14 protein-coding genes and 1 tRNA gene are annotated in these 17,432 nt (G+C 34.9%); 10 read left to right on the top strand and 5 right to left on the bottom strand.

The window, feature by feature from the left end:
• Positions 1-146: 146 nt before the first annotated feature.
• Both JJQ60_RS17260 and JJQ60_RS17255 read left to right on the top strand, forming a co-directional pair.
• On the top strand, positions 147-323 hold the full coding sequence (locus JJQ60_RS17260; RefSeq protein ID WP_201923249.1) for a hypothetical protein: 177 nt from the start codon (positions 147-149) through the stop codon (positions 321-323).
• A 14-nt stretch (positions 324-337) separates the two neighbouring features.
• Positions 338-511, top strand: coding sequence for a hypothetical protein (locus JJQ60_RS17255; protein ID WP_201923247.1), 174 nt, complete (start codon positions 338-340; stop codon positions 509-511).
• A gap of 194 nt (positions 512-705) precedes the next feature.
• Here JJQ60_RS17255 and JJQ60_RS17250 read toward each other — a convergent pair.
• Together JJQ60_RS17250 and mce are read right to left on the bottom strand one after the other, a co-directional pair.
• Positions 706-779, bottom strand: a tRNA-Ile gene (locus JJQ60_RS17250).
• A gap of 138 nt (positions 780-917) precedes the next feature.
• Positions 918-1,328: a methylmalonyl-CoA epimerase gene (gene mce, locus JJQ60_RS17245; protein WP_201923245.1), complete on the bottom strand. Its 411-nt coding sequence runs from the start codon at positions 1,326-1,328 to the stop codon at positions 918-920.
• Positions 1,329-1,501: 173 nt separating this feature from the next.
• On the opposite strand from mce, the gene rbfA reads away from it, so the two are divergent.
• From rbfA to JJQ60_RS17230, 3 genes are all read left to right on the top strand, one after another.
• Complete coding sequence (gene rbfA / locus JJQ60_RS17240) at positions 1,502-1,894, top strand: 30S ribosome-binding factor RbfA (protein ID WP_201923243.1); 393 nt, start codon at positions 1,502-1,504, stop codon at positions 1,892-1,894.
• A 72-nt stretch (positions 1,895-1,966) separates the two neighbouring features.
• A complete protein-coding gene (locus JJQ60_RS17235; RefSeq protein WP_201923242.1) occupies positions 1,967-3,169 on the top strand; it encodes an ABC transporter permease in 1,203 nt (400 codons plus the stop codon).
• A gap of 10 nt (positions 3,170-3,179) precedes the next feature.
• Entirely contained in the window at positions 3,180-3,611 is a 432-nt protein-coding gene (locus JJQ60_RS17230) for a hypothetical protein (RefSeq protein WP_201923240.1), read from the top strand.
• Between the two features lie 116 nt (positions 3,612-3,727).
• Here the strand turns inward: JJQ60_RS17230 and dusB are convergent, their stop codons facing one another.
• On the bottom strand, positions 3,728-4,720 hold the full coding sequence (gene dusB, locus JJQ60_RS17225; protein ID WP_201923238.1) for a tRNA dihydrouridine synthase DusB: 993 nt from the start codon (positions 4,718-4,720) through the stop codon (positions 3,728-3,730).
• Between the two features lie 297 nt (positions 4,721-5,017).
• Here dusB and lepA point away from each other — a divergent pair, with 297 nt between their 5' ends.
• Positions 5,018-6,814, top strand: a complete 1,797-nt coding sequence (gene lepA / locus JJQ60_RS17220; RefSeq protein ID WP_201923236.1) for a translation elongation factor 4 — start codon at positions 5,018-5,020, stop codon at positions 6,812-6,814.
• A 46-nt stretch (positions 6,815-6,860) separates the two neighbouring features.
• On the opposite strand, the gene JJQ60_RS17215 is transcribed toward lepA, so the two are convergent.
• Positions 6,861-7,682 (bottom strand): HAD family hydrolase, encoded by an 822-nt coding sequence (locus JJQ60_RS17215; protein ID WP_201923234.1) that lies wholly within the window; start codon positions 7,680-7,682, stop codon positions 6,861-6,863.
• A 356-nt stretch (positions 7,683-8,038) separates the two neighbouring features.
• Between JJQ60_RS17215 and JJQ60_RS17210 the strand changes: the two genes are divergently transcribed.
• Positions 8,039-8,461: a secondary thiamine-phosphate synthase enzyme YjbQ gene (locus JJQ60_RS17210; RefSeq protein WP_201923613.1), complete on the top strand. Its 423-nt coding sequence runs from the start codon at positions 8,039-8,041 to the stop codon at positions 8,459-8,461.
• A 97-nt stretch (positions 8,462-8,558) separates the two neighbouring features.
• Here JJQ60_RS17210 and JJQ60_RS17205 read toward each other — a convergent pair whose 3' ends face one another.
• Positions 8,559-9,002 carry a hypothetical protein gene (locus JJQ60_RS17205; protein WP_201923232.1) on the bottom strand — a complete coding sequence of 148 codons (444 nt, stop codon included), beginning with the start codon at positions 9,000-9,002 and terminating at the stop codon, positions 8,559-8,561.
• A 129-nt stretch (positions 9,003-9,131) separates the two neighbouring features.
• Between JJQ60_RS17205 and JJQ60_RS17200 the strand changes: the two genes are divergently transcribed.
• From JJQ60_RS17200 to JJQ60_RS17190, 3 genes are all read left to right on the top strand, one after another.
• A complete protein-coding gene (locus tag JJQ60_RS17200) occupies positions 9,132-10,349 on the top strand; it encodes a lanthionine synthetase C family protein (RefSeq protein WP_201923230.1) in 1,218 nt (405 codons plus the stop codon).
• A gap of 112 nt (positions 10,350-10,461) precedes the next feature.
• Positions 10,462-12,897 (top strand): hypothetical protein, encoded by a 2,436-nt coding sequence (locus tag JJQ60_RS17195; RefSeq protein WP_201923228.1) that lies wholly within the window; start codon positions 10,462-10,464, stop codon positions 12,895-12,897.
• A 10-nt stretch (positions 12,898-12,907) separates the two neighbouring features.
• Entirely contained in the window at positions 12,908-17,431 is a 4,524-nt protein-coding gene (locus JJQ60_RS17190; protein ID WP_201923226.1) for a deaminase domain-containing protein, read from the top strand.
• Position 17,432 lies beyond the last annotated feature (1 nt).

The following is a 17,432-nucleotide window of genomic DNA, read 5'->3' as shown; positions in this document are numbered from 1 at the left end:
TATAACTATATCCACGAGCATGATAAAAAAATGCTTCTTTAACCTCTAGAATACTCAAAACCAAAAAAGGAATTGAGCTTCTAGAAAATGAAGATATCCTTTTTAATGTAAAAGGTTTACAAAACAGGAAGTATCATACATAAAAAGTGGGATCAGGCAGACATAGTAGACCCAAAAATGAATCTATTCAAAAAACTCTTGAAATTAAAAATAATATAAACGTAAACCCAGGATTAAGAATGGATGATGTTTGTCAAAAATTTGGGTTTTCTAAAACAACATACAACAGAGCGTTGAGGTGGTTAGAGCATAGAGAAAACTAAAATTCAAAACATCGATGAATTGGATTAAAGTGTTTGGAGTACCATTCATTATCCTTGGGATACTACTTTTCTTCTTAGGTGTTATGTTTAAAATATTGCATTGGCCAGGTCTGTATGTATTACTGTTTTCTGGACCTGTAGTATTTATATTAGGGTTGGCCCTACTTTCAATTACGTCAAAGAAGTGATAAAACTATCAGAATTTATTGTGAAAAGAAGAACTCAAGAATCTTTCCCTATACATCATAAACTATTGAATAAGCCTGTTTAGACCCGTATTAAACCATAAAAACCGAGCAAAAACCGAGCAAATTTTAGGTGATCTGTATAAAAACAAAAAGAGTTACGAAATTAATTTATCGTAACTCTTTGAAAATTAAGGTGGTCCCACTTGGGCTCGAACCAAGGACCCCCTGATTATGAGTCAGGTGCTCTAACCAGCTGAGCTATGGGACCTAAAACGGAGGGCAAATTTAAGGATTTGACATAAACACGCCAAACATTTCTTTCTATAATTTTAAATGTTCGACATTTTTCAAAACTAAAGCCCCTTTGTCTTACTGTTTTTAAGCAGTTATACCGCTTTAAAAAGGATCAAGAACGTTCTTGACATAGTTCTACTAACACTCCATTGGTACTTTTTGGATGTATAAAAGCAACAAGCTTATTATCGGCTCCCGGTTTTGGAGTTTTATTAATGAGTTGAAATCCTTCTTCTTCTAATCGGTCTAACTCCTTTTCAATATCAGTTACATCAAAAGCAATGTGATGAATCCCTTCTCCTTTTTTGGCAATAAATTTACCAATAGGACCTTCTTCATCGGTACTGGCCAGTAATTCTATTTTGCTCTCACCAACCTTAAAAAAAGAAGTGATTACAGCTTCACTTTTTACTTCTTCCTGTTTGTAAGGAGGTACCCCTAAAAGTTTTTCATATAAGGCATTGGCTTGATCTATATCTTTTACCGCAATACCCAGATGTTCTATTTTATTGATATGATTCATCTGTTCTTTTTTATTTTATGGTTTTTAATTGTCATACTTCGACTATGCCCAGTACAAGTATGGAATGTGCCATTGAACACTTCGGTTGGTAACAACTTGGTTGGGATGGCTCATTTCAGAATATACTTTTATCTCTATGTCGTAAAAGTACAATTAATATGTATTTTTGCATCATGGAAACAAACAGACAGAAAAAAATTGCAGGAGTATTACAACGCGATGTTGCAGATGTAATACAACAGGCATTACGTGAAGCTGGAGTACAAGGGATTTTAGTTTCTGTAACCAAAGTGAGCGTCACCACAGATTTATCGATAGGTAAAGTATATATGAGTGTGTTCCCGCATCAAGAGGGAGAGAAAGTATTAAAAGAAGTTAATGCTGTTAAATCTCAAATCAAACATCAGGTAGCACTGCGAACCAAAAATCAGTTGCGACGCATGCCAGAACTATCTTTTTTTATAGATGACTCTCTAGAGTATATTTCTAATATCGAAAAAGCGGTTAAAGGTGAAGAAAACCCGATTCAAAACCCAGATCTTCTCGAAAGGCGAAAAAAGAAATAAATAGTACTGGGACTTTTCTAAAATAGCTTAGGATAAAGCCAATTTCTGTTATCTTTATCACAAAATAAAGATTTGAACTTCTCATTATACATTGCTAAACGATATTTATTTTCTCCAGGAAGCAGTAATGCTATAAACATCATTACTGGGATAGCTGCTGCAGGAGTGGTGATTGGTGCAATGGCATTATTCATAGTGCTATCGGGATTTGCAGGGCTTAAGGATTTTAGTCTTCAGTTTTCGTCATATTTTGATCCTGACCTTAAAATTTTCCCGTCAAGCGGAAAAACATTTACTTTTGATGATGCACAAAAGAAAAAACTGAGCCAATTAGAAGGAGTCGCTCATTTTTCTGAAATTGTTGAAGAACGTGTTTTCTTGGAGTTTAGAGATAAGAAAAAAACGGCCTTTATCAAAGGTGTAGATACTAATTACAGTAATGTCATAAAAACGGATAGTATTTTAGCCTATGGTGATTGGATCAGTAATAATGATTTTCAGGTAGTTGCTGGTAATGGTATTAGCAGAGAACTCAGTATGGGTGTCGAGCAAACCTACACCAATTTGCTTAGTATTTATGTGGTAAAACCAGGCAAAGGACTCATCAATGACCCTTCTCAAGGGTTTAGGTCACAAAAAGCTGTAAATATTGGGATTTATAGTGTAAACGAAGAATTGGATCAAAAATACATTTTTGCTACAGTGGGTTTAGCACGTACTTTGCTAGAACTGCCCAAAGACAAAGTTACCCACGTAGAGTTAAAATTAGAGAAACAAGCCAATGAAACATCGGTTGTTCAAGAACTTCAATCTCTTTTTGATAATCAGGTAATCATAAAAAACAGGATACAGCTTAATGATACCTTGTATAAAATGCTAAACACCGAAAATCTGGTATCTTATCTCATTATTACATTGATTGCCATTATTGCTTTGTTTAATGTGGCAGGAGCAATTATTATGATGATTATAGATAAGAAAAGTAATGTAAAAACATTATATAATGTCGGAGCTTCTTTGCCCAATATTAGAAAAATATTTTTGTTTCAAGGCTCTCTTATGACGATACTAGGAGCTTTATTGGGGCTAGCATTAGGGTTTATTCTTATTGCGTTACAACAGCAATTTGGATTATTAATGATTACACCATCGTTACCATATCCGACACGCATCACAGCGGTTAGTTTTATTGTTGTTTTTCTTACGATTACGATTATAGGTTTTATCGCTTCATTATTGGCTTCTAGTAGAATTAACCAAAAATTGGTCGCATAATTATAGAGCTATGAAACAACTATTATGGAGTTTGTTTTGTAGTCCAGCTTTGGTTTTTTTAGAACTTGTTTCTTTTAAGTATACGTGTCAATACGAGGATGGCGGGCCACGTTTTTATGGTTTCCCTTTTATTTATAGAACCAGTAATGCCTGGGTCAATTCTTTATCAGGAGAGTTATATATATTAGGTTTTATAGGAAATATGCTTTTTTGGACCGTAATTCTATATATTCTATTATTGGGGATAAAGCGTTTAAACATTCCAATTAACCGATTGGCGTGCAGGATATGGGGTGTGTTTTTACTGCTGTTCGGGTTTTGTATTGTATTTAGTACAACAAGTATAGTTGATTGGAGATATCAATGGCAGCATGATTTCAAGATGGGTTATTATAGCGATGATATCATTTGCAACCAAGAGATACAATTCTTTTGGAACTAGCCTTGCATTAGAATTTTATACTATTTGTGCGTCCCCCTGCGCTACACTCCGGGTCGGGCTATACACGCTACACGGTAGCTAGTTTCTATCCCTCACGCTAATTCCTAATAATCAGTTTACACAAACTCAAATCCTGAGAATGTTGATAGTACTTCATCAAAAGCGGCAAAAACATCATCAGGATGATCGCTGGTTACCATTTTCATTCGATATTCTTTAAAATGCGGAATCCCCTTAAAATAGTTTGTATAGTGTCTACGTGTTTCAAATACACCAAGTTTTTCTCCTTTCCAATCTATAGCCATTTGCAAGTGTCTTCGTGCGGCAATTACGCGCTCTTCTATAGTTGGAGGAGGTAAATGCTCTCCTGTTTTAAAATAATGTTTTACTTCTTTAAAAAACCAGGGATATCCAATACTGGCACGTCCAATCATAGCACCATCTAATCCGTATTGATCTCGCATTTCCCTAGCGCGTTCGGGAGTGTCTACATCTCCATTTCCAAATACAGGAATATGCATTCTTGGATTATTTTTAACTTCGGCAATAGGCTTCCAGTCGGCATTACCTTTATACATTTGCGCTCGGGTACGACCATGTATAGCAATGGCCTTACAGCCTACATCTTGTAACCTCTCTGCTACTTCAACAATTTTAATTGAATCATGATCCCAGCCCAACCGGGTTTTTACAGTAACGGGCAATTTTGTGTGCTCTACCATAGCTTTGGTGAGCGATACCATAAGGTCAATATCTTTCAAGATCCCAGCTCCGGCACCTTTGCTCACTACTTTTTTTACCGGGCATCCAAAATTAATATCTATAATATCGGGCCCGGATGCTTCTACGATCTCAACAGATTTTAGCATCGAATCCAGGTTGGCACCAAAAATCTGTATTCCTACTGGGCGCTCTTTTTCGTAGATATCTAATTTCATCACACTTTTGGCAGCGTCACGAATCAATCCTTCACTAGAAATAAACTCAGTATACACTACATCGGCACCTTGTTCTTTACACAATGCTCTAAAGGGTGGGTCACTCACATCTTCCATGGGTGCAAGTAGCAACGGAAATTCTCCTACATCTATGTCTCCTATCTTAGCCAAAGCAATAAATTTTTGTCAAAAATACGAATTCTTTTAGACCTCACAGGTCTTGAAGACCTGCGAGGTCTGATTTATATAAAATAATATTGCTTTAAATAATGAGAAAGTAATGAGATAAACCTTCTAAAATCGATTATATTTGCAGACTAAATGATTTTGATTCAGTTGAATCGGAGGTAACGGGCAGGGATAGCAGCGACATCCTTTTTTATTTTTTTATCCTTCGAGAGCCTCAGGGTACAAAAAAATAAAAAAGATACAGCGGATAGCCCGGTTAAGCCCGCCAAAAAAAATAGAATGAAGAAGATTAGAAACTTTTGCATTATTGCACATATAGACCATGGTAAGAGTACACTGGCAGATCGATTATTAGATTTTACGGGATCAGTAACTGCAAGAGAAGCTCAGGCGCAACTGTTAGATAATATGGATTTGGAGCGCGAACGTGGGATTACGATTAAGAGTCATGCCATCCAGATGGAGTATACGTATAAAGGAGAGGAGTATATCCTTAATCTTATTGATACCCCGGGGCACGTTGATTTTTCATACGAAGTTTCTCGTTCTATTGCTGCCTGCGAAGGTGCATTACTAATTGTTGATGCTGCACAAAGTATACAGGCACAAACGATTTCTAATCTATATCTTGCCTTAGAGAATGACCTGGAGATTATTCCGGTTTTAAATAAAGTAGATTTACCGAGTGCTAATCCTGAAGAGGTAACTGATGATATCGTTGATCTTTTGGGCTGTGATCCGGGAGATGTGATTCCGGCCAGCGCAAAAACAGGGATTGGGATCGAAGAAATTCTTGAAGCAATTATCGAACGCATTCCTGCACCAGAAGGAAATCCTGATGAGCCATTACAAGCTTTGATTTTTGATTCGGTTTATAATCCGTTTAGAGGAGTTGAAACCTATTTTAGAGTAGTTAATGGTGAAATCAAAAAAGGGCAGCAAATTAAGTTTGTCGCTACAGGAAAGAACTATTTTGCAGATGAAATAGGTACACTTAAGCTAAATCAGGTATCAAAACAGGTGATTAAAACAGGTGACGTTGGATATTTGATTACAGGGATTAAGGATGCTCGAGAAGTAAAAGTTGGAGATACAGTTACCGATGCCAAAACGCCTACTCAAAACGCAATCGAAGGGTTTGAGGATGTAAAACCTATGGTATTTGCAGGGATTTATCCCGTAGATACCGAGGATTATGAAGAGCTTCGTGCTTCGATGGAAAAACTGCAGCTTAATGATGCTTCTTTGGTTTTTGTTCCAGAGAGTTCTGCAGCTTTAGGCTTTGGATTTCGATGTGGATTCTTAGGGATGCTACACATGGAGATCATACAAGAACGATTAGAGCGTGAGTTTAATATGACGGTGATTACAACGGTACCTAACGTATCCTATCACGCATTTACCAACAAAGCGCCAGATGATATTATTATTGTAAACAATCCATCTGATCTTCCGGATCCTTCAAAGATGAATAGGGTTGAAGAACCGTATATCAAGGCTTCGATAATTACCAAATCTGATTTTGTTGGACCAGTAATGTCATTATGTATTGAAAAACGTGGAGAAATTACAAATCAAACCTATTTAACTACTGAACGAGTAGAACTTACTTTTGATATGCCTTTGGCAGAGATTGTTTTTGATTTTTATGACCGTTTAAAAACAGTATCCAAAGGGTATGCTTCTTTTGACTATACACCTATTGGTATGCGTGCCTCTAAGCTCGTAAAAGTTGATGTACTGCTTAACGGGAACACAGTAGACGCTTTATCTGCACTGCTACACCAGGACAATGCATATGATATTGGTAAAAAGATGTGTGAAAAGCTAAAAGAATTAATCCCACGTCAGCAATTTGATATTCCGATTCAAGCTGCAATTGGTGCCAAAATTATTGCTCGAGAAACAGTAAAAGCATTGCGTAAAGATGTAACGGCTAAGTGTTATGGTGGAGATATATCTCGTAAGCGTAAATTACTTGAAAAGCAGAAAAAAGGTAAGAAACGTATGCGCCAGGTAGGTAACGTTGAAATTCCTCAGGAAGCATTTATGGCTGTACTGAAGTTGAATGATTAAGTTTACAGTAGATAATTGTACGTTGGCGGTTACTACTCAATGCGTATTATAAACTGCGTATTGATTTCTTAGCCTCAATCATTTTACGTAGCATATATTCTACCCCATTGTCATTATTGCTTTTGGTAGTATAATTGGCAGCAGCCTTTACATTTGGATGTGCATTTTGCATCGCAAAACTATAGGTGGCTCTACTCATCATTTCAAGATCATTATTATAATCTCCAAAAACCATAGTTTCTTCGGGGGATATATTATAACTGTTTTGTAATTGCTGTAATGCGTATCCTTTATTTGCTAAATTATGTGATAAATCCAACCAAATTTCTCCTGATACTTTAACTTTTAATCGATTTTCGAGATGTTTTAATGCAGGGTATAAGTATTTTTCTGATCCTTTTTGATTGCAAATCGCTATTTTGAGGTATTGATCATCTAGAACTTGAGATAAATCTTCAACAATATCATATCTTCCATAAAATTCTTCAAGCATATTTGTAAAATCTTGTCCGTAGTTTTCGATATATGCTTTTTTTCTGCCGCAAAGAATAACCTGCGAACCTTTAAGGTCTTTTGAAATTTCTAATAGTTCTAAATAGGTTTCGCGATCAATTTCAGTAGTTTGTAGCTCTTTGTCTTTATGCATGGTTAAGGCACCATTCTCTGCAATGACAATAATATCATCTTTAATGGCATCTAGCTTATGAATGATACTATAATATTGTCTTCCGCTTGCGGCCACAAAAGTGACGCCCAAATCCCTTAATTCATCAAATAAATAATAGAAAGATTGACTGACCTCTCCTCTAGAATTAAGGAGTGTGCCATCCATATCCGTAGCAATAAGTTTTATTTGAGATAAATCCATAACTATTTATTTAAAGTGAGTTCGATATAAGAAAATTACGTCAGTTTAAGTGTTGTTGCATTAGCAAAAATGTATCGAAAACAAGCAATTTTCTTACAAAACCCTAATTTCGATACAATTTTTCTTCATTTTATTTCGAAAAATTACTCAATTTGACAGATTTTGATCGATTAAAAATTATAACAAACTTAAGTTGTTTAAAAGTGTAAAGGTATAGTAGACAATAGAAATATGATGACAATAACTGTAAAATTTGTATTAAATTAGTTGATATCCTTTTTCCTTCCCTCCTTTTTTTGAAGGGAAACTTAACCAAATAAAAAAAGATTTCAACTTGCATTGGAATGACAAAGTGTATGCAATTCTTTCAAAAAGAAATACGATTATCTTCTTATAAAAGGGGTTTTCATTTGATAACCGATGAAGTGATGTCTTCAATTCCTGAAATTAAACAGATAACGATAGGTCAATTACAGGTGTTTATTAAGCATACTTCTGCGAGTCTTACGATCAATGAAAATGCAGACCCTACAGTACGACAAGATTTTGAAAGCCATATGAATATTATGGTTCCTGAAAATGCTTTGTATTATATACATACATATGAGGGGCCAGATGATATGCCGGCACATATCAAATCCTCGTTAATGGGTGCTTCTATCCAAATACCGATTACGAATGGAAAACTTAATCTAGGTACCTGGCAAGGTATCTATCTTTGCGAACATCGTGATTATGGTGGTGCTAGAAAACTAGTACTAACTGCTTATGGTACTTAATTTTAAACAACCTACGTTGTTCGCTACTTTTTTTTGATAGACATCCCCAAGAGTTCTTCTTTCTAGGTAGAGGGGAATAGCTTTTTAATACTAAGCATTAACTAAACCAATTTGCCCATGGAATGCGAGACAACATAAGGATCCATGCTATGGTATAAAAAATAGCAAGCATCTTAAATTTTGGTGTAGAAGTTAGTTTCTTTTTATGCTTAGAATATCCAATAGTAATAAAAACAATCATTAGAATCATTATCATCGGATGTTCTACATTATAGAGTCGTAAAGTAGCATCCTTCATTATTTCACCCATTTTATGAGTTCCAGAGAACCACACTACGAGAGGAGATATAAAGAAAATAACAAGTCCTATTAACAGTTGAATATGTGAAACAATAAGAGCAAATAAAGAAACTCTAAAGTCTTTAGGAGCATATTCTCGTTTGCTAAAAAATCCTGCAAGAGCATTGATTGTTGCTAAAGTTACAACGAGAAGTACCAGGTAAGCCCAGTATGAGTGAACGATTTGAATAGCTTCGTACATAGTGATGTGTTTGATTTTCTCAAAGGTAAGTATAATGAATAAAAAAACAATCAGGAATTCTTAATGTAAGTAGTATTCTAATTAAATTTAGAACTTTAAATTGTCTGAAAAAATCAAAAGATACAATACATGCATTTAGCGTATACCGAAGAATTAGAGAAACAGCTAGTAACGATACATTCAATTCTTAGAGATCACTACGCAGAGAATTCTGAGGTAGGAGTTTTGTCGGGTATTTCTGGGATTTCTCTTTTTCACTTCTATTATTCAAAATATTTAGAGACAGACGTTCATTTTGATACTGGAATTGAGGTGCTTAGCGAATCTGTACATCGTATTAATAATGGATATAATTTTCCGACATATTGTACGGGGATAGCTGGTGCAGGATGGGTGTTTGATCATTTAGTAGAGGAAGATTTTGTTGATTTGGATACTGATGAGTTATTATCTGATTTGGATGAATATCTTTATGGTATTATGATGTCCAATATAAAAGAAGGCAATTATGATTTTTTACACGGAGCGATAGGGTATGGATATTATTTTTTGAAGAGATATAGAAATACGAAATCTGATGTGCTTAAAGAACGATATGTGGAATACTTACTATCACTGGTTTCGGTGCTTGAACAAATATCTGAAAATGATAAAGAAGGAATCAAATGGCCTCAAGTAGTACATAAAAAAACAGAAGCTCAAGAATATAATTTTGGCTTATCACATGGTATATCGGGTATTATTAATTTTCTTTCTCGATTACATCAATATGAAGAATTTAAAAATGCTGTTGAAACGTTGCTCAAAGGAGGAACTGCATATTTAGTGCGTTTTGAAAACCCTGACAGTACCGCATTTTCATTATTTCCAAACAATGTAACCGATACAACAAGAGGTGTTGATAGTAGGTTAGCCTGGTGTTATGGTGATTTAGGTATTGGACTTTCTCTAAGGCTTGCTGCAAAAGCGCTAAAAGACGATGAACTATATCAAACATCTATTCGGGTTTTAAAGCATGCTACTCAAAGAAAAACTATAGAGCAATCTTTGGTTAAAGATGCTGGACTATGTCATGGGTCTTATGGTAATGCACAAATCTTTGGGAGATTATATCGTGAAACTAATGATGAAGTATTTAAAGAAGCTGCAACACATTGGATCGAACAAGGACTAGCGATGGCTACTTTTGAAGATGGGTATGCAGGTTATAAAGCCTGGCAAGGAAAAGAGAACGAATGGAAAAATGAAACCAATTTTTTAACCGGTGTGGCTGGAATTGGGTTAGCTATATTATTTTACCTTTCTGATGTTGAAGTAACTTGGGATGAGTGTTTAATGATAGGGTGATTTTCTTGAAAGTATTGAAATGTAACTTTTTCATTAAAAAGGGATTAGTATGCTTGTCGATTTGTTAAAAAAAACTTAATTTTGCGGTCCCTCAATCTATAAAACCTACTATTTGACCCCAAAATTACTCTATTTTGTTGCGATAAACTTATGCTGTCTTTTTGTATCCTATAGTCAAGATTTAGGGCAAATTGGTAAGGCTAAACTATTTGCTCTTTCTGGAGGTATTTCTGCAAATTCCGTGTATTATGAAGGTGAATCTAACAGAGAACCATTTACATATTTCGTAAATGGTAACGTTAATATAAATATTAGTGGGGTTTACAATATTCCGCTCTCTTTTTCATATTCTAATCAGGAATTTAATTATAGTAATCCATTTTCTTTTAATAGATTAAGTATCCATCCATCCTATAAATGGGTGACGACACATATAGGTGATGTTAATATGACCTTTTCTCCATATACATTAAGTGGTCATCAATTTACCGGTTTTGGTTTTGACTTAACTCCTGACAGCCCTTTTAAAATTAGTGCAATGTATGGGCGTCTACTGAAAGCTACAGAGTATAATCCTGATGAGCCAGATGCTATCGCTGCTTATGATAGGTACGGCTTTGGATTTAAGACATCATACCAGTTTGAAAAATGGTTACTTGGGATTACTTTTTTTAAGGCCGAAGACAAAGAAAACTCTATAGAAAATCCTTTTCCAACAGAACTCGAGCTTACTCCAAAAGATAATGCGGTACTAAGTTTTGAAACCAATATGTCATTGTTCGACAAAGCACAAATACACATAGAATATGCGTTATCCGGAGTAACAGAAGATACAAGACTCACCGATCAACGTTCTGAAAATGGACCTTTGTCATTTCTTTTAAATGAGAATATAAGTACGAATTACTATAACGCATTTAATGCTTCTTTAACATATCCTGCTGGTAACGGTACAGTTGGAGCTAGTTATGAACGTATTGATCCAGAGTATAGAACATTTGGAGCTTACTTTTTTAATAATGATTTAGAAAATATAACCGCAAACGCCAACCAAACAATTTTTAATAATAAGGTAAATATTGGTATTAATGTTGGTCTGCAAAGAGATAATCTTGATAAAACAAAATCTACCGAACTTCAAAGAATTGTAAGTGCTATAAATCTTAACTATAATGCATCAGAAAAATTAGGAATAAATGGGTCTTATTCCAATTTTCAGTCTTACACTAATATCAGAGATCAATTTGATTACATTAATCAGGTAAGCCAGTTTGATAACATAGATACACTTAATTATAGGCAGATTACTCAAAATGCAAATTTAGGGTTCAATTATACCATCAAAAAAACCGAAACTAGGCAGCATAGCACCAATTTGAATTTGGTCTATCAAAATTCTAAAAACCTGCAGGATGGCACAGAGCTCGAAGAAGGGACAAATAATTTTTACAATGGTACGGCAGGGTATACTATCGGATATCCTAAAAACGATCTAAATATTACACTGGCTGCTAATACCTCTTATAACATTATTGGAGAAAATGAGAGTTTAATTTTAGGGCCAACATTATCAATAGGTAAACAATTTTTTGATAAGAAATTGCGAACCAATTTTTCTAGCTCCTACAATACTAGCTATACTAATGGAGAACAAGAGAATAGTGTGTTTAATTTTAGATTAGGAGGGAATTATTTATGGCTAGATCATCATAACTTTAGTTTAAATTTGTTGTCCTTACTCAGAAATACTTCAGACGATAGTAATTCTGATTTTACCGCAACTTTTGGATACAGCTATAGTTTTGATGGCCTAAATTTCAAATCAAAGAAGAAGCGAGAGTTACTTGAACAAGAGACTCAGAAGAAAGCTAAAAACCATATTAGTTTTAGGTATAGAGATGTTACGTATAGTGGAGCTCCCGAACAGATTAATGAACAACTAAGTAATGTTTTTAATAGCACTCAGTTTAATGACATCCCAAATAACAAAAGGAATAATCTTACTAGGTTGTTATCCCTTGTAGAACAACAAAAAAAGAAACAAGAATATAAAGAAAGTGCACTCGTATTTCTTAAAGAGTTGTATAGCTATGAAGACTATCAAAAAGTATTCAATACGGCACTGTATAATGCTATTTTGAGAGTAAAGGGAGATATGAGATTTCTTGATTTTAAACTGGAAAGAAGTCTTGTAAAAACTAGAGTTAAGCTTGATAAAACTGTACAACAAAACCCTGAAAATAGTCCCGAAATTCAAGAAGTTAAAGCTCAACTTGAAGAAAGAAAGAAGAAGTTGGTAGGTCATCGATGGATGCAAAAAAGATTTAAAAAATTCCGGACAAAAGAAGAGGTAGAATTTGCGCAAGACTTTTTAAAAGAATTTAAAGCATTAATGGCACCAATGACATATCAAATGTATGATAAGGAAGATGATATTCAGAAAATTGAAATATATTTAGAAGGAGAGATTATCGATTTTTATTATAAAAAATCATTAGATCTCGTTGACCCAAACGTATTTGAACTTAGATACATAAACAAAAACTAAACCTGTTTATATGAAAAAACTATGGCTTTTTGTAACCCTGTGTTTTTATACTGCTTTGGCAGTATCACAGTCACAATCTTTCCCGGTTCAGGTAATCCCGCAAGCGATTCCTCCTGCACCAATTCTTTTTTCAGACTATGCAGATAATACTACCATAAATAGCCCGCTTAGAGTACAAATTATTCTCAATGATTTTACAATAAGCAATAGAGAGATACGACTAAAAACATATTTTGAAGGCAATGGTATTACGTTTCAGAGCAATGATAATGTATCAGGAGCACCTTCTTTATTTCTCGAAGGAGGTATCCCAACCATATTAACAAATGTAGAATTAGCACCTTATTTTCGTTTTGAAAATATTACTGGGATTTCTCCCAATGTATATGGGCAAACAATTCCAGAAGGGGTATATCAGTTCTGTTTTGAGGTATATGACGTGTTGACTGGTAGAAGGTTATCTAATCGAAGCTGTGTTACTACTGTCATTTTTAAAAATGACCCTCCATTTCTGGTTTCACCTTTGGATAAAACGAATATTCAGGAACAAAACCCTCAGAATATTGTTTTTCAATGGACTCCAAGGCATATTAATGTAACTAATGTGGAGTACGAATTAAGTATAGTAGAAATTTGGGATAATTATGTAGATCCTCAAACTGCATTTTTGAGCTCCCCTCCTGTTTTTCAAACCACTACAACGGCTACTACCTATGTTTATGGACCAGCAGATCCTTTGTTTTTACCTAATAAAAAATATGCTTGGCGCGTACAGGCAAAAGCAAAACGAGGTACAGAAGAAATAGGATTATTTAAAAACCAGGGATATAGCGAGATTTTCTCCTTTAGTTATGCTACTCCATGTGATAAACCGGTATCGGTTACTCATGAGAGTAAAGGAGCCCATCAGGTTAATATCGCTTGGGAAGACTTCACTACCGAGATTCCAAAATTTAAGGTTAGATATAGAAAGCAAGGGGACAATGGGGAGTGGTTTTATAGCCAAACTTCGGCAAATTGGATTACACTTTGGGATCTAAGATCTGAGACCACTTACGAATTTCAGATCCGTAAATTATGTTCAGTATCTGAAAGTGATTGGACAATCATAGACACCTTTACCACAGGAAACGAGCAAGACGAAACGGCGTTGTATAATTGTGGGATACCGCCAGATATTAACCTCGAAAATCAAAACCCATTACCCAGCATCGAAAAAGGAGAATCTTTTAAAGCAGGAGATTTTGATATAAAGATACTCGAAGTTAGCGGTGCCGAAGGAAGATTTACCGGCGAAGGGTATGTTACAATCCCATACCTTAGAAGTATAAAGGTTGGTGTGAAATTCACTAATATTTTGATCAATACCGATAAGCAATTGGCCGAAGGTATGGTCGTTACTTCTTATAATATTGATGCTGGTAATATCATAGATGTTGATGATGCTATAGATACGGTAAGTGATGTTGTTGAAGGCGTAGGAGAACTCTTTGAAGATGATAATGATCTCGATGAGATTAATATCAATTTTGATATTGAAAAAGAAGATATCAAGATTGTAGATAATAGAATAGTAATTACTAACCCAGAAACAGGAGATCAGTTCGATTACGCTATGGGTGATGATACCGTAATCACAGATGCCAGTGGTGATGTGTATCATGTAGATGAGCAAGGAAAAATTACCAAAGGAGGACAGAAAGACCCAGGCGGTATTGTAAATTCTAATAATGTTAATGGGGTATCTAATAATGGCGAAATAGAGTCATTAACCGCCAGAGGACTTGTCGTATACTTTAAAGACACTGGAAAATTTGGTTTTGACCAGGTGCCAGATTCACAAAAAGCTAAACTAACCGATCATTATCTGACTATTAAAGATGAGGCCGGGAAAGATTATACGCTAATTCATCAAGCAGTTCAAAAAGGAGATAGCACTATCGTTATTGCAGAGGTTAAACAACAAGGCAATGCCTATGAGCTTAACGATATTATCTTTAAAACCAAGCAGGGAGAAAAGTTAAACTCCAAGGTTGTTGGTGATAAAATAGAGGTTACCGTACAAGGGCATTACTCCTTCGAGAATGAGACTATTTATGTTGTAGTACCGTCAAAGACCGAAGAAAATAAACAGCTTACGGCAGGAGCATTTACATTATGGCACCTTACCGAAAGAACTGTTGATGTTGTTTTGGTCCCCGTTAATGGCGCATCTCTGCGTGCTAACGAGGTAAAACAGGTTGCCGATATATTTAAGAAAGGTGCCGCAAAACTCAATATCAAAGTTGGCGAAGCCTTTACTTTTGATAAAAATAGCTTAGGCGCCAATGGATTGGATGTAGGTGATAGCCCATGGCTTACTGCGTATAACGAAGAGCAGAAAAGTGTGATGGCCGCCTTTAAACAAGATCCAAAATCAAACTATAATAAAAACACCTATTATGTTTTTGTATTTAGTGATATAACGCCTTCCAGAAATATAGCAGGCTTTATGCCATTGCAGCGACAATATGGTTTTGTATTTGATAATACTATAACGGCTCCCGAAGAAGGAAAAGGTGACCTTACCAAGACTATTGCCCATGAGATTGGTCATGGGGTATTTGCATTACAACACCCATTTACAAAGTTAAAAACCGATGAAGGCCAAACCTCATGGTTAATGGATTATAGTGCTGGTAAGGATGATAATCTACTTAGCCATATGGATTGGGCACAAATACATAACCCCGATCTTAAGTTCTATATCTTCCAGGATGAAGAGGAGGGACAGAGTAGTGTAGCTAGTAGATCATATGATTTTGAAATACCTAAATCAATTGATGTGTTATATACCGAAGAAAAGCTCCCACTTAGCATTAAACCTTCGGACATCTCCATTCAGGTTTTTGACTATGAAGGGTTGTTAAGTAGTGAATTTGAAAGCTTTTTCGAGAAATTACGTATTGGCGATAAGTATAAGGTTCGGGTTTTTACTTATAATTCTCAAACTGAACTATTAAATGATATAGAATCTATAGTCCCTAAAGAAGATGAAATTATCCTGTTTATTCAGAAAAAAGGGGATAAATCATTAATTAAAATAAGTTTAGGTATAAAAGTTAACGCTGATTTATTAAAAAATGGTGTTACAAAAGAGGAGTTGTTCGAAATAATAAAAGATTCAACTTCTACGGAATTAAAACAATCTATAGTATTTAATGAGATAAAAGCCAACGTACTTTCTTATACACTTGTTAAAGAAGCGGAAGCTTATGATGGAAATATAATGGCATTAATAGCTATTAAATTATTGGACTGGGGAGTTGGTGGTATTGAAAACTTTAAAATACCTGAAAAACATTATAATTCAGATATTTTAGACTATTCTCCATTGTTTGGGCCTGATCCTATTGAGAATGCTTTTATGTGCGGGATATTTAATGGCTTGATAAGAGAAGCCAAAGCCATTCCTGAACTAGCTTCTATGCTTATCAAAATTTCTAATTCCGAGGAAAACCGAAAAAAGTTGAAAGAGGATATAGATAAGCTTATAGAAGCAGGAGTCCTAAATACAATATTACAAGGCTTAGCCCAAAGATATATGGGACAGTCTACTGCCATGGTTGGCTATAAAGCAGGAGAGGATGTTGTGGCTGTTGCAACTATTTTTGTTTCATTTACTTCAGTAACTAAAGCTGGTAAGGTTACCAGTATTATTAAGCTGGTGAACCCTCTACAAGGCGCGTTAGATTTATTTAAATTAGCATCTCGAACAGGACTGTCAATTAAAAAATCTGCTGGAACAATTATTCTTTATGCTGGTCTAAACATTAATAAGATTGTTGCAAAAATAGATGCTAAGAGCATTTATAGACAGATCAAATGGATAGATAAAGGGAATACTCTTGAAGTTATAGAAAATGTTCGGTATATTGATAATGCAGGTGAAGAAACTATAGGTTCATTAGCCATACTTAAAAATGGAGATGAAGTTGGGTTTAAGGTTAATAACTTAGGAGGTCTAATTGATGAGCTTTTTCCGACTATAAAAAACCACCCAGATTTTCAAGCGTTTAAAAAACTTTGTATTAATAACCCAAAAGTATCTGTTAAAATAGCAAGTAATGAGTGGGTTGAATTTGTAGCGAGGACGAAAAATTCTTTTGGAATAGGACGAAAAAGGAATATTGTAAAAATGGAATTTGATGGGAAGGAGTACTTAATAGCAAGTGGAAAAGGTTATAATGGTCAAATGATTGAAAGTGGTAAGTTTATTCCAGAAGATTTTGTTTTGGAATTAGAAAAAGGGCAACGGGTATTTACCCCTTCAATTTCGACGAGACATCTCGATACAGAATTAATAGGTTTAGAGTATTTTGCCAAGTTAAAAAATGCGGTTAAAGGAGTTAAATATCCAAAAATTAATGGTACGGTAAGATTAACAAGTGACCTCTGTCCTTGTCCATCTTGCTCATCTATTTTTCAACAATTTAGTGATATGTTTCCAAATGTTACCGTTGATATCACAACAACATCAAAATTACATTATTAAA

The sequence above is a fragment of the Aquimarina mytili genome (assembly GCF_016735115.1).
Taxonomy (GTDB): domain Bacteria; phylum Bacteroidota; class Bacteroidia; order Flavobacteriales; family Flavobacteriaceae; genus Aquimarina; species Aquimarina mytili.
This window is presented reverse-complemented; position numbering and strand designations above follow the sequence as displayed.